The sequence below is a fragment of the Halobacillus alkaliphilus genome (assembly GCF_900113125.1).
GTDB classification, from domain to species: domain Bacteria; phylum Bacillota; class Bacilli; order Bacillales; family Halobacillaceae; genus Halobacillus; species Halobacillus alkaliphilus.
Map to the genome: position 1 here is coordinate 1 of NZ_FOOG01000006.1, position 14,460 is coordinate 14,460.

Annotated in this window: 10 protein-coding genes and 1 pseudogene; 9 read left to right on the top strand and 2 right to left on the bottom strand. The window is 41.4% G+C overall.

What is annotated here, in order from left to right; translation table 11 throughout:
* Window positions 1-129: 129 nt before the first annotated feature.
* The 3 genes and pseudogenes from BMZ06_RS05210 to BMZ06_RS05220 all read left to right on the top strand — a co-directional run.
* Window positions 130-1,722 (top strand): annotated as a pseudogene (locus BMZ06_RS05210) (solute:sodium symporter family transporter); the annotation flags it as partial.
* A gap of 146 nt (window positions 1,723-1,868) precedes the next feature.
* The gene (locus BMZ06_RS05215; RefSeq protein WP_089750818.1) at window positions 1,869-2,612 is read left to right on the top strand and encodes an SDR family oxidoreductase; all 744 of its coding nucleotides are present in this window, start codon (window positions 1,869-1,871) and stop codon (window positions 2,610-2,612) included.
* 174 nt (window positions 2,613-2,786) lie between these two features.
* Window positions 2,787-3,137, top strand: coding sequence for a carboxymuconolactone decarboxylase family protein (locus tag BMZ06_RS05220; RefSeq protein ID WP_089750820.1), 351 nt, complete (start codon window positions 2,787-2,789; stop codon window positions 3,135-3,137).
* A 542-nt stretch (window positions 3,138-3,679) separates the two neighbouring features.
* Here BMZ06_RS05220 and BMZ06_RS20590 read toward each other — a convergent pair.
* Window positions 3,680-3,835, bottom strand: coding sequence for a hypothetical protein (locus tag BMZ06_RS20590; RefSeq protein WP_175477803.1), 156 nt, complete (start codon window positions 3,833-3,835; stop codon window positions 3,680-3,682).
* Window positions 3,836-4,252: 417 nt separating this feature from the next.
* On the opposite strand from BMZ06_RS20590, the gene BMZ06_RS05225 reads away from it, so the two are divergent.
* From BMZ06_RS05225 to BMZ06_RS05235, 3 genes are all read left to right on the top strand, one after another.
* Window positions 4,253-5,764 (top strand): UDP-N-acetylmuramoyl-L-alanyl-D-glutamate--2,6-diaminopimelate ligase, encoded by a 1,512-nt coding sequence (locus BMZ06_RS05225; protein ID WP_089750821.1) that lies wholly within the window; start codon window positions 4,253-4,255, stop codon window positions 5,762-5,764.
* Between the two features lie 258 nt (window positions 5,765-6,022).
* A complete protein-coding gene (locus BMZ06_RS05230) occupies window positions 6,023-8,545 on the top strand; it encodes a bifunctional 2',3'-cyclic-nucleotide 2'-phosphodiesterase/3'-nucleotidase (protein ID WP_089750823.1) in 2,523 nt (840 codons plus the stop codon).
* Between the two features lie 287 nt (window positions 8,546-8,832).
* Complete coding sequence (locus BMZ06_RS05235) at window positions 8,833-9,216, top strand: YuzC family spore coat inner layer protein (protein WP_089750825.1); 384 nt, start codon at window positions 8,833-8,835, stop codon at window positions 9,214-9,216.
* A 97-nt stretch (window positions 9,217-9,313) separates the two neighbouring features.
* Here BMZ06_RS05235 and BMZ06_RS05240 read toward each other — a convergent pair whose 3' ends face one another.
* The gene (locus tag BMZ06_RS05240) at window positions 9,314-10,582 is read right to left on the bottom strand and encodes an NCS2 family permease (RefSeq protein ID WP_089750827.1); all 1,269 of its coding nucleotides are present in this window, start codon (window positions 10,580-10,582) and stop codon (window positions 9,314-9,316) included.
* A 222-nt stretch (window positions 10,583-10,804) separates the two neighbouring features.
* On the opposite strand from BMZ06_RS05240, the gene sdaAB reads away from it, so the two are divergent.
* From sdaAB to recG, 3 genes are read left to right on the top strand one after another with little or no spacing between them, the layout of a single operon-like run.
* Window positions 10,805-11,467, top strand: a complete 663-nt coding sequence (sdaAB, locus tag BMZ06_RS05245) for an L-serine ammonia-lyase, iron-sulfur-dependent subunit beta (RefSeq protein ID WP_089751054.1) — start codon at window positions 10,805-10,807, stop codon at window positions 11,465-11,467.
* A 25-nt stretch (window positions 11,468-11,492) separates the two neighbouring features.
* A complete protein-coding gene (gene sdaAA, locus BMZ06_RS05250) occupies window positions 11,493-12,377 on the top strand; it encodes an L-serine ammonia-lyase, iron-sulfur-dependent, subunit alpha (RefSeq protein ID WP_089750829.1) in 885 nt (294 codons plus the stop codon).
* Window positions 12,378-12,382: 5 nt separating this feature from the next.
* Window positions 12,383-14,419, top strand: coding sequence for an ATP-dependent DNA helicase RecG (gene recG / locus BMZ06_RS05255; protein ID WP_089750831.1), 2,037 nt, complete (start codon window positions 12,383-12,385; stop codon window positions 14,417-14,419).
* The last annotated feature ends 41 nt before the right edge of the window (window positions 14,420-14,460 follow it).

Sequence of the window (14,460 nt, forward strand, 5' to 3'; positions counted from 1 at the left end):
TCCTTCCAACCGTCGGTGCGACGGGGCTAGCCTAATCATTTGAACGAACCGTTAGGTTCGTGCTCTTAGGAATCCCCCAACTTCAAGGAGCGTCAGCGAGTAAGTGGGGGTAGTTCAACTGCTGAGCAATTAGTTGGATTAAATGGTCAGTCCTACCGCACAAATCTTTCGAACATGGCCTGGGAAGTCACGGCTGGATTGGCTATTGTGTTAATGGGGTTGTATTTGCTTCCTAAATACATGAATTTATCCATTACTACACTACCTGAATTTTTAAGTAAGCGATTTGACGAGGGAGTCAGACGTTATACTGTTATACTATTTATGGTTGGATACGTGCTTGTAACAATTCCGTCCATGCTATACTCTGGTGCGCTTGCTGTCTTGAAACTATTTAATGTACCAGAGCTACTTGATATTTCATATACCCATTCCGTATGGGTGGTTATTTGGGCTATAGGTATTATAGGGGCAGTGTATGCTATCTTTGGAGGACTTAAAGCCGTCGCTGTTTCCGATACGATTAATGGAATTGGTTTATTGATTATAGGAGCGCTCGTACCAATATTAGGGTTGATCACTTTAGGAGACGGAGAACTTTTAAATGGTGTGAAAACAATAACAACCAATCATCCAGAGAAGCTAAATGCAATAGGAGGCCCGGAAGATTCGGTTCCTTTTGGAACTATATTTACAGGTCTTATCTTTGCGAATATGTTTTACTGGGCATCTAATCAATATGTCATTCAGCGTACTCTTGGCGCGAACAGCATGAAAGAAGGTCAAAAAGGGGTGATTTTTTCAGGTTTTTATAAATTACTAGTTCCTCTTTTTATGATGATTCCCGGAGTAATTGCATTTCACCAATACGGAGGAGATTTGAAATCGGTGGATCTGGCTTATCCAACCCTTGTGACAAATGTTTTTCCACCATACCTTTCTGGTTTCTTCTTAGCTGTTCTCCTCGGAGCAGTGCTTAGTTCATACAATTCTCTATTAAATAGTGCAGCCACCATGTTTGCGCTCGATGTTTACAAGCCTGCGTTTAATAAGGACGCCTCAGAACAGAAATTGATTAAGGTGAGTAAACAATTCGGAAGTATTATTGCGCTCGTAACATTCTTTATCTCTCCGCTGCTTATGAATGCGCCGAACGGTTTATGGGATTTAATAAGAAAGTTTACCGGCTTCTTTAATATTCCTATTATTGTTGTAGTGCTAGTAGGTGTACTCTCTAGAAAAGTTCCTGCGCAGGCAGCTAAAGTGGCAATAATATTTCATGTTTTTGCTTATTACTTAATGGTGTGGGGATTCAATCAGTTATTTGGAATTGCCGTTAATATTCATTTTATTCATATTTACGGCATACTTTTTGCGATAGAAGTTATAATGATGCTTACTTTCGCTTACTTTAAGCCGAGATCCAAGGCATTTAAGTTTTATAATAGCCCGAAAATTAACATGACGCCCTGGAAGTACAGTGTAGCTACTTCAGTTATATTAATTGCAAGTATAGGTGCAACTTATATAGTTTTTTCTCCTATTGGTGTAGCCTATTCGGAAGGGATGGTCTCTCCTTATTTCTGGCCGGTACTAATCGGTCTTGTACTGGCAACTATTGGGTTAGTCATACTTTCCATTAAAAAGTGGCAGAAAAAGTATGCAGAGGTATTAGGCTATAGTGAGAATAAGGATGAAAGACCAATAGAAAATGTTCAGTAATCAGAAGCTCCCTATTAAGGGAGCTTTTTAAGTGGAAAAAAACATGGCTTAGAAAGGTAATGTTTAACACAAGTTTATTTCGGTAACATACATTTTGAAATCGAAATAAAATTGGAAGAGTTAGAATATATTTAGGAGGCTAGTCATTGACAAATTTACAAGATCAAGTAGTTATTATCACAGGAGCATCCAGTGGAATCGGTGAGGAAACGGCAAAAGAACTTTCCTCTAAAGGAGCTAAACTAGTATTGGCAGCAAGACGGGAAGATCGGCTGCAAGAATTAGCGAATAAAGTAAACGATGATGGCGGACACGCAATCTATAAGGCAACTGACGTAACTAATTATGATGAAATGGAAGAGCTTGCTGAATTCGCTCAAAACGAACTGGGCCAAATAGACGCCATTGTAAACAACGCGGGCTTGATGCCGCTTTCTTTACTAAATAAACAAAAGGTTAAAGAATGGGACCAAATGATCGATGTAAATATTAAAGGTGTTCTTTATGGAATATCTGCCGTGCTACCTCATATGCGTGAACGCAAACAAGGACACATTATTAATATTTCTTCCGTGGCTGGACATGTAGTCTTTCCAGGAAGTGCTGTATACAGCGGTACAAAATTTGCTGTGCGTGCGATTACGGACGGGCTGAGAATGGAAGAGTCTGCAGAGAGTAAGATTAGAGCAACCATTATTTCGCCTGGGGCGGTTTCTACCGAACTGACATCTACGATTACGGATGAAGATGTAAAAGGTGGAGTGGACGAACTCTACGAACAGGCGATCACACCGGACAGCATTGCCAGAACAATACGTTATGCTCTGGAAGAACCGGCAGAAGTTACAATCAATGAAATTGTAGTACGACCAACAGACCAAACCACATAACCAAAAAAGCAGCCTGCCACAGGCTGCTTTTTTTGTTCCAAAACCTGGCACCTCAGGTCATCCAGATTATGGATGAGAAAAGGAGATCCATAGTAATTTATAAGTGGCACATCCAATAGTTTAGTATTGGTATAAAAAGGAATGGCATTATAGAACATATTAAGGAGTGATTTCATGGAAAGAAAAGCCCATACTATACTAGAGGAATACCGTAATGGAATTGAACAACTATCGGAGCATCTTCCAAAAACCATACAGGAGTACAATCGATTCACTGGCGAAGCATTCAATGATGGAGAAGTTACGAAAGTAAATAAACACTTAATGGCGCTGGCAATTAGTTTGAAAGAAGGGGATGAACCCAGCATCGCTTACCATATGGATCAATGTGTAGCAATGGACTGCTCGGATCAGGAGATTTATGAAGCTATGGGTGTAGCTGCTGCATACGGTGGCGGTGCAGCTATGAGCCAATCCGTTACAAAAGGATTCGAAATCTTAAAGCAACTGCGAAACCAATCTTAAGCTATTCGGCTGGCTGCCGTATTCCTCCTAGACGAAGGGTGCGGCAGTTTTATTTTTCTAAGAATCCGTTCTAAATGTTATGATGCTTCAGCTGAAAATGGGATAGCTAAGTAAGGGATTGCAGTGTTAGTAAAAAAAGCTATGGGTTACGTGTGAAGCAAAGGACAGAGGTTATATAGAATATAAACTAAAAGGCTTTTTAAAGTCTATTTGAGAAAGCAATTAAATAGAATTATTTTACTTTCGTCGTTTTTTCTTTTAGGTGGGAATAAAGAAAGATACTTAAAAAGGAACTAGTATACTATAAAACTAAAATGATAAGCATGATCTGGAGGTAGATGTATGGGGCTGCAAATTCTATGATCCGAAAAGGATTGTTCATTAGACATTCCCCATTATGGTTTAACTATTTTTCTTTACATTAAAAAATCAACGTCTTTTGACTACTTGAGTCATGCAGACGTTGATTCCATGGAACGGCTTGAGTACCGTTATCCTTTATTTGCTTTCTTCTCATAGCTAAATGTCACCACTTCATTCTCTTATTTTCTTTTGTTTTTACGAAAAGGCATAAGAAGTTTGCCGCTTTTAGTTCGCTTCACTTTTGTGGAAGCAGACAGTTGAGGTCCTTTGGCTTCTGGGCTGTTTTTGTAGTCCTCTTCGAATAGCTCGCGAGCCTTGGAATAAAGCATGGTCATTTTAATGACCTCCTTTTAATCATTGGTATCATTCAATCAGCTTTAGTTTTCTTAAGTGATGAATTACTGAAAATTTTACTCTCTAGTAAGGGGGTAACGCAATAGTTTTTTTAACTTTTTTTTCGACAAATTTTTGGTTATTTTCCAACTATCTTTTTTCCAATTTATAGAAAAGGAAAATAATAACAGAATACGCATGATTACTATAGCGATACGACTTTAGTAAGCTTCCAAATTTCCAATTTTAATTCAAAGTTTCTGCTATTAAAAAATAGGATAAAAGTCGTGGTTTTTTGCAAACATATTGAAAACCTATCGAGAAGCTTGTGGAAGTTTATAGGCATAAACCAATGGGAACTTACAACTAACAAAGGTGCTTTAGTATCATAAAGTGTGAACAAAGGATGATATCATATAATGACTAAAAAAGAATTGATTTTTGCAAACCTATTTCAAGGGACCGCATATGGTCCTGGAAGTCAATACGTTTCCTCAGTAGTATATGATTCTCGTGAGGCTGAAGAAGGCTCTGCTTTTGTGTGCATTGCTGGTGAAAAGCATGATGGACATCTTTTTATTGAGCAGGCTATTCAGAATGGTGCAAACACCATTATAGGTACCAAGAGTGAAAAGTTACACATGTACTCGACCTTTTATAACGATAAAAGTTTTATATGCGTGCCCGAAACTAGAATTGCTCTAGCCCAGTTAGCTTCCACCATTTATGATTCCCCATCGAACTCCCTCTACACCATTGGCGTCACAGGAACCAATGGGAAAACAACCGTTTCGTCTTTCCTTTATTCGCTTTTAAATGACCTTCGCGTGCCAACAGGCAGCTTAGGTACAGCTGGAATATGGGATGATGAGAAAAAGACAGAGTTTAAGCAGACAGTACCTACGACTCCTGAAGCTCCTGATATTCACCGAGTATTGCACTATTTTCGAAAAAGAGAGATGAATGCTGCAATAATTGAATCCACTTCCATAGCGATTGAGCAGAAACGCTTAGCAACAATCAATTTTGACGTAGCCGTCCATACCAATTTGACGCCAGAACATTTAGAGTTTCACGGTACTATGGAAGCTTATAAACAAGCGAAAATGAAGCTGTTTGATCAGTCCAAAAGTGCAATTGTTAACACAGATGATCCACAAATGGCGGAAGAACTAATAAGAGGTTTCAAGGGAACCTTAATCACATACGGGATTGAAGAACCGGCTGATATCTCCGCTAAAGAAATCCGTACAACGATGGAGGGAACTTCGTTTACATTACGTTTGTTTAACGAGGAGTACCACATCCATGCACCTATTTATGGAACCTATAATGTATCTAATTTCCTCGCTGCTGTAGCGGTTTGCTGCCAAATGGGCTACTCTGCAGAACAGATATTATCGGTGGTTTCAACAATTCAAAGTCCGGAAGGGCGTTTTCAAATCGTAGAAAACGAAGCCCCTTTTCAAATTGTTTTAGACTATGCTCATACTCCTGACGCTCTTTTCAATATATTGAATGCTGTCCAACACATTCCTTACCGCAACTTAATTGTTATGATCACAGGAGTGGGTCTCAGGGATCCAAAAAAACGTCCCTTGATGGCAGAAGTGGCTGAGGGAATGGCAAATAAAATTGTGGTCAGTGTTGATCAGCCAGGGCACGCTGATCGTCAGGAAGTCGTAGACGATGTATTAAAAGGATTCAAAGACCCCTCAGCTTCTCACATTCATTCAGTATTACATCGAGAAGAAGCCATTCACTATGCATTTGATTTAGCTGAACCTGGTGATCTGGTTTTATTAACAGGAATCGGGTTTGGGGGGTACCAGGTTATCGGGGATGAGAAGGTGCCTTATTCAGAGATAAAAGTGATTGAAGACTATTTTGAGAACTTTTTTTGTAATAAACAAGCTTTATGTGAAAGTTGAGAGTTAGGTAGAGGAAATATAATAAAACAGAAATGGACAGGTAACTTTTTGTAGCTTGTAATCATTCAGCACCCTGTCAAATTGAAAAAGACTTGAAGAGGCTTTTATTCTCTTCAAGTCTTTTTTATGGAAAAGCGGTTGAAAGATGATCGCTGTTTTTATTTCGGTCTGTCTAAAAAACTGCTCAATTTCTATTTTAAATGTTAAAATATATAAATGATTACAATATTATACTTTAATGAAAGGTAAGGTGGCGACTTGAAACAAAATCAGAAGAAATGGTTGTTCCGTTCGGCTATGTTTCTTGGGGTTTTAGCTGCTTCAACTTGGACGACTAACGTAAACGCTCAGACGGATGAGGGTGACGTAGTGGATTTAAGATTAATGGAAACGGCGGATTTGCACAGTCATGTGATGAATTATGATTATTTTACGGATAAGCAGGATGACACAGTCGGACTTGTTAATACTGCAACGCTAATTAATCAGGAAAGAGGCAAAGTAGAGAATTCCATGCTTTTCGATAATGGAGATTTAATTCAGGGCAATCCCATGGCTGATTATATCGTTGATCAAAAGGTATTAGATGAACAAGGTCATAAGCATCCTGTCTATCAAGCTATGAATCTCCTGGACTATGATGCTGGTAATTATGGCAACCACGAATTCAATTATGGTCTGGAATTTTTGGATAAAGCTGTCGCAGGTTCTGATTTCCCATATGTAAATGCCAATGTGTATAAGGACGACGGTGACGACAATCCAGATAACGACGAGAACTACTTCGATCCATATGTGATTCTGGATCGCGAAGTTACAGATCAAAATGGTGACGTACATACGATTCAAGTGGGAGTTATTGGATTCACACCGCCTCAAATTATGACGTGGGATAAAGACAACTTAGAAGGGAAGGTAACCACGCGTGATTTAAAACAAACCGCAGAAAAATTCATTCCTTACATGAGAGAAGAAGGTGCGGACGTTATCATAGGCATTGCTCACTCTGGGCTTGGCTCAAAGGAAGAATATGAGAAAGGTGCTGAAAATCAGACCTATCAACTATCGACAGTTGAAGGTTTCGACGCGCTTATGTTTGGTCATTCCCATCAGACTTTCCCTAGTGAGGATTATACTTCATTAGATGGTCGATATAATATCAACCTTGAGCAGGGAACAATCAATGGCGTAGCAACAACACAAGCTGGTTTTTGGGGCTCAGATCTTGGGATTATTGATTTGGAGCTCGAATATACAGAAGGTGAATGGGATGTGACGCAAGGAAGTGCTAATGCAATACCTATTTATGATTCTAAAAATGGAGAACCTTTGGTTGAAGCGAACGAGGAAATTGTCAGTCAAGTTCAACATGATCATGAGGCGACCAGGGAGTATGTGGCTACACCTGTAGGCGAAACTGAAGTTCCTCTTTACAGTTATTTTGCCCAGGTATTAGATGACCCAACGGTCCAAATTGTAAATGATGCACAGAAGACTTACCTTGAGAAATATATTCAAGGTACTGAGTTGGATGGACTACCTGTATTATCCGCTGCCGCCCCTTTCAAAGCAGGAAGAGACGGAGTCAGTGATTTTACGGATATTCCAGCGGGAGAGCTTGCGATCAAAGATACCACTTCACTTTATAAGTATCCGAATAACCTCCAAGCCTCTAAGATAACTGGAGAGCAAGTAGTAGAATGGCTTGAATGGAGTGCGGGCCAGTTTAACGAAATAAATGCAGACTCAGATAAGCAGCAGGAACTGGTGAATAATGGTTTTCGCAGTTATAACTTTGACGTGATCGATGGTTTAACCTACGAAATTGATGTAACTGAACCCCCTCGCTATAATAACGACGGAGAAAAGATCAATGATAGTCATCGTATAAAGAATGTTAAATACAAAGGAGAAGCCATCGATGCGTCTCAGGAATTTTTAGTAGCCACTAACAATTATCGGGCGGCTTCCAAATTTGCCAACCCTGATGGTGATAACATTGTGGTTAAATCTCCGGATGAAAACCGACAAGTTCTTGTAAACTATATTCGTCAGAATGAAACCATTAATCCGGAAGCGGATGGTAATTGGTCTTTTGAACCGATAAATGGAGACCCTTTGTTAACCTTCCGTTCGTCCCCTGATGCTCAAAAGTATGCAGACGATGAGCAGAAAATCTCTTTTCTTGAAAAAAGGAATGATGGATACGCGGACTATAGGATCGATCTTCAAACGCCCGATAAAACGACTGTCTTTCCGGACGTACCAGAGGGTTACTGGGCGGCAGAAGAAATATATGCTTTAGCTGAAGATGGGGTTATTAAAGGTTATCCAAATGGCAACTTTGGTCCAAAAGATCCGCTGCTTCGTTCTGAATTTGCGATGCTGCTTACAAGGGAACTTGGACTGACCGCCAAAGGAGAAAGCCCCTTTAAGGATGTGCCTGATAAGTATCAGGAAGAGATCACAGCCGCTTACGAAAATGGAATTGTATATGGTGTCGGCGAAACAGAATTTGATCCATCTGCTTCCATTACACGGGAGCAAATGGCTGCCATGGTCGTGCGTGCCTACGAATATAAAAATGGAGAGTACAACGCTGAAGGCGATCACACCTATAAAGATGCGGATGAAATTCGCAGTGTGTTTACCGAAGATGTTAAAGCCGCTTACGAGCTTAAATTGATGGTCGGTGTACCAGGCAATAAATTTTTGCCTAAGGACTCTTCTATTCGTGCAGAAGCTGCTCGCGTGATTTATAATTTGAGAAACAATGAGTGAGAAAGCAACACGCTTCTTTAGCTATTCATAGGTAAATGGAAACTCGCTCCTTCGCAGAAAGGGGCGAGTTTTTTGGTGAATAACAAGAGTCACATGCGGATAAACCAGTACTGTTTCATTTTTTGAAATCATGCCTTTCTCAACAGACTAACAGGAGCAATAGTCTCTATTTATAATCAGTCATTTTTAAACCTTGCAGAAAATGGCTTTCCTAGTGGACAACTTTCTTTTTGAGATCTTATCCATATACTGTTGTAGATTGCACATGACAAAAAGGAGGGGCGCGGTTGTTTTATCCTTATTACTATCCCACGGCGTATTGGCCTACTTTTTATGTAGCCCCTAGTTACCAAAGTCAAGCTTTCGCTTACAGAACCTACCCCGAAGTAAATACTAAACTACTTATAAAATCGGCTGAGCAAATGAAGGTTTTGTTAAAAGAAGCAGAAGTATTAATGGATCACATAACAAGTTCCCCGGACCTGGCCGCAGAACTTATGAATGCAGCTCAACAATCGAATAAAAGTAAACTAATCCAATTACTCAAGGCTTCGGGTATTCAGTCAAAGCTGGACACGAGTTATACTCCAGATGGACTCAACATTATGTTATGTACCTCAGTTGGAGACTTAGATTGTGGTCACTTGAAGATATCGATTCGGTGGAGATAATTTAAACGGTAGAACATATAAAAACCCATGAAGCCAGCCTCTGGCTTCATGGGTTTTGTTGAGAGTAAATACCTAAAAAATGCGCTTTTATATTTTCTTAGTGTCCAAGCGAGCGCATGATAAATTCAATGAGAAAGACCATGGCGATGAGTACGACAGGCGTTGAGAGTTCTCGCTGCTTCCCAATGGCGAATTTAACAATCGGGTAGGCAATAAATCCAAACGCCATTCCATCAGCGATGGAATAGGTGAAAGGAATCATAACAATAATCAGGAAAGCAGGCATGGCTTCTGACAATTCGTCCAGTGGGATCTCTTTAATATTTTGAACCATCAAAGCCCCAACTATGATTAAAATCGGGCTGATAGCTGTTGAAGGGACCATTGATATCCAAGGTATTAAAAATAGGGTTCCTATAAACAGGACAGCCATCGTTAAGGAGGCTTTCCCTGTTTTTCCGCCGGAAGCAATAACTGCTGCGCTTTCAGCAGATGAGACCGTAGGCGACGTTCCTAAAAACCCACTGCTCAACGCAGAAAAAGAAGCGGCTTGAAAGGATCGTTTAAACTTTCCTTTCTGTTCAAGCATTCCAAGCTGACCATGAATCAACCCCATATTCTCGAAGATAAGCACAATGGCGAGTGGAAATACGGCCATCCAAAATCCGAAATCACTAATACCCGAAAAATCAGGGATAAATACCCAGGATTGTTCATCGAGAGAAATCATGGAGCCTGGGGCCTCAAGAATTCCCGTAAAATGGGCAATGATCGTTCCTATAACCATGGTTACAAGAAAATTCCCTGGAACGTTCCGAGTAAAAAGAAAAATCCCGATAAACAGGGTGATCAAGCTCGTGATCACCACGGCTGAAGATGGGTTTCCTAAACTAATCAAGGAATGTTCCCCGCGAACAACGAGGCCGCCCTTTTCCAGGCCAATCAGAGTCAGGAACAGACCAAGCCCTACAGTGATTGCGTGTTTTAAAGATTCGGGAATTGCGTGCTTAAGCCAGTCTCCAAGTCTAGTAAAAGCTGTTACTAAAAACAGCAGGGAAGCGATACATACGACGGCCAGTCCTTCTTGAAAGCTAAGACCGCTCCCTTCGACAATCGAGTAGGCAAATAAGGCGTTAACACCCATACCTGGAATGAGAACCATAGGCGCATTAGCGTATATGGCCATGATCAAACAGCCAATCGCACTGGCAAGAATAGTGGCCACCATTCCGCTCTCAAGCGGAAGTCCGGCACTCTCGAGTATCTGACTGTTAACTGCTACGATATAAACAGTTGTAAAGTACCCGATCAGTCCGGCTGTCCATTCTTTCTTCCAGCTGACGTGTTGAGTCTGGTGCTTGAACATTTCAATCTCCTCTATGAAATTATCCCTCTCCCGCCCGGTTACCGAGTAACCCACAAATTTTTATTCTACTCTTCTCCAACCTTTCTATCAAGTTTATCTGTTCCTTTTTTGTAAATAGTGAGCTGTTAGATTAGGATTATGATAAAATATAGAAGGATCTGGTTGTGAAAGAAAGCGTTTTCTCAGTGGAAACCAAGAGAGAGAATAGGGATGGTGAAAGAAATGAAATATAGATCAGTATTCGATATTATCGGTCCGGTAATGATTGGACCATCTAGTTCACATACGGCTGGAGCAGCTCGGATTGGAAGAGCCGCCCGTCATCTATTTGGTAGAGAGCCAAAGTATGCGAATGTCCACTTATATGGATCATTTGCGAAAACCTATAAAGGTCACGGAACGGATGTAGCCATTATTGGCGGGTTGCTGGATTATGACACATACGACGAACGAATAAGGGATGCTTTAAAAACAGCTCGGAAAAATGGCATGAAGGTCCGTTTTTACGAAGAAGAAGCACATACTGACCATCCAAATACGGCACGTTTAAAAATTGGGGATGATGACGGCGAACTTGAGCTTGTCGGAATCTCGATTGGCGGAGGTAAAGCGGAAATTACGGAACTAAATGGATTCGAACTGCGTTTGTCCGGCAGTCATCCAGCTATTCTTTTGATTCACAATGATCGATATGGTGCCATAGCATCCTCTACCGCCATTTTAGCTAAACACGAGATTAATATCGGACGAATGGAAGTGTCCAGAAAAGCCCAGGGCGAACAAGCTCTTATGGTTATAGAAGTAGATCAGAACATTGGTGATTCGGTATTAAGTGAGCTTGAACGTGCTGACCATATTACGCAGGTGGCGAAAATATCAGACTAACGTCAGGAGAAGGGGAGCATTATTTATGTTTCGAAATGTTGCAGAGCTGGTTGAGCTCGCTGAAAGTGAAAATATTCAAATCTCAGAAGTTATGATCAGGCAGGAAATGGAAGTTAAAGAACTTACGAGAGAACAAGTTTATGATCACATGGAAAAGAACCTCGAGGTTATGGAAAAAGCGATAGAAGATGGATTGAAAGGTGTGAAGTCCCACAGCGGACTAACGGGTGGCGATGCTGTCCTTATACAAAATTATATGAAAAATCATACACCGCTTTCCGGTAACTTACTTATGGATGCGGTCAGTAAAGCAGTGGCTACCAATGAAGTCAATGCAGCGATGGGGACCATATGTGCAACCCCTACGGCGGGGAGCGCCGGGTGTGTACCGGGTACCTTATTTGCAGTAAAAAATCAGCTGAACCCAACGAGGGATCAAATGGTTCGTTATCTGTTTACTTCAGGTGCCTTCGGTTTTGTAGTTGCGAATAATGCATCGATATCTGGAGCTGCCGGAGGTTGTCAGGCTGAAGTAGGCTCAGCAGCGGGGATGGCGGCTGCTGCTATTGTGGAAATGGCGGGAGGTACGCCCTCTCAGTCAGCAGAAGCGATGGCCATTACCCTGAAGAATATGCTAGGTTTAATATGTGACCCCGTTGCGGGTTTAGTGGAGGTTCCTTGTGTGAAAAGAAATGCTATGGGAGCTTCAAATGCCGTTGTGGCAGCAGACATGGCTCTGGCAGGGGTGACCAGTCGTATTCCTTGCGATGAAGTAATCGATGCGATGTATAAAGTTGGTCAGCGTATGCCTTCAGCTTTTCGTGAAACTGCTCAAGGCGGACTTGCTGCCACTCCTACAGGAAGAGAACTGGAAGCAAAAGTGTATGGAATTTCGTTGAAGAAAGAGTGAATATAGTGTTAAGCCATCCGATTAGTGAACTAAAAGGAGTCGGGGAGAAACTGGAGGAGCAGTTGAATGAACTTGGTCTGTTTACGATCGAGGATCTTCTGTTTTATTTTCCGTTTCGATACGATTCTTATGAAGTCAAACCATTAACTGAATTGACCCATAATGAAAAAGCTACGATCGAAGGGGAGGTTGTTTCTGAACCTTCCCTTAGCTTTTATGGTCGAAAAAAATCTAGGTTAACGTTTACGCTCCAAGTGGAGCAATTTGCTGTAAAAGCTGTTATGTTTAACCGGGCTTTCGCAAAAAAACAGCTTCATGCAGGAGATACGGTAACTGTAACAGGGAAGTGGGACCAACAGAGGCTGCAGATCACTGTCAGCCAGTTTAAGAAAGGTGAATCCAAAAGTCAGGCCCCTATTCAGCCTGTCTATACCTTGAAAGAAGGAGTGCCCCTTACTACTCTGCGAAAGTTTATTAAGGCTTCGATTGATGCCTATGAACACGAGATACCTGAAATTCTGCCTGAGGATTTACAGCGGGCGTACAAGTTGCCCGAACGCCAGCAAGCTATCAGGCAGATGCACTACCCTGATAATAGAATTATGCTAAAACATGCCAAACGCAGGTTCATTTATGAGGAATTTCTTATTTTTCAGCTTAAAATGCAGCTGTTAAGAAAACATCATCGTGAGTCAACTACAGGGAATGCCCAAGCCTATGATAACGGTAAACTAACCTCCTTTGTGCAGGAGCTGCCATTTGAATTGACTAATGCTCAAAAGCGTTCACTTGCTGAGATTCTGAAAGATATGAAAAATCCTCACCGAATGAATCGTCTCCTTCAGGGTGATGTCGGATCGGGTAAAACAGCAGTGGCTGCTATTGCCCTTTATGCTTCTATTACGGCAGGGAAGCAGGGCGCACTTATGGTTCCGACTGAAATACTAGCAGAACAGCATTATCAGTCGCTTACGGAAATGTTTGAAGGCCGTGCTTCAGTAGCTCTCCTGACAGGTTCCATTAAAGGCAAAAAGCGCCGTGAGATCTTAGAAGCTGTCGGGACAGGGCATATTGATATTTTGATTGGAACCCACGCCCTTATTCAGGATGAAGTAGGGTTTCATGACTTGGGTTTTGTCATTGTTGATGAACAGCACCGTTTTGGAGTTCGACAACGCAGAACATTGAGAGATAAAGGTCTGCATCCGGACGTGCTTTTTATGACGGCTACTCCAATACCGAGAACACTTGCAATTACGGCATTTGGGGACATGGATGTGTCTGTCATTGATGAAATGCCGGCAGGAAGGAAGCCGGTAGAAACTTACTGGGTAAAAGGCGAAATGACAGATCGGGTATTGGCGTTTATTCAGAAAGAAATTGATCAAGGACATCAGGCGTATGTGATTTGTCCACTTATTGAAGAATCGGACCAGCTGGATATCCAAAATGCAGTTGACCTTTATAATCAGCTCTCTTCTGTATTTGAACCGAATATACCGGTTGGACTGATGCATGGACGATTGCACAACGAAGAAAAAGAGGAAGTCATGCAGGAATTTGCTGAAAACCAATTGAAAGTACTGGTTTCTACTACTGTAGTGGAAGTTGGAGTTAACGTCCCCAATGCTACCGTAATGGTAATTTATGATGCGGAACGTTTCGGTCTATCCCAGCTGCATCAGTTGCGGGGAAGAGTAGGACGTGGCTCTGATCAGAGTTATTGCATTTTACTTGCTGATCCAAAAGGTGATGTAGGAAAAGAGCGGATGAGAATCATGACTGAAACGACGGATGGGTTTGAACTTTCTGAACAGGACCTGAAGCTAAGAGGGCCAGGTGATTTCTTCGGAAGAAAGCAGAGTGGTATGCCAGAATTTAAAGTGGGGGATATGGTTCATGACTACCGTGCCCTTGAAACTGCCCGCCGTGATGCAGCTGAAATCATCACAGAGGAGCGGTTAGACAAGGATCGTCATTACCGTTCTTTAAGAGATCTTATTTATCAGGATAAACAAATAATGGGTGAAGTTCTCGATTAATCCGTTTCTCTCACATATTCTACCTCTGTTCCTCATATATG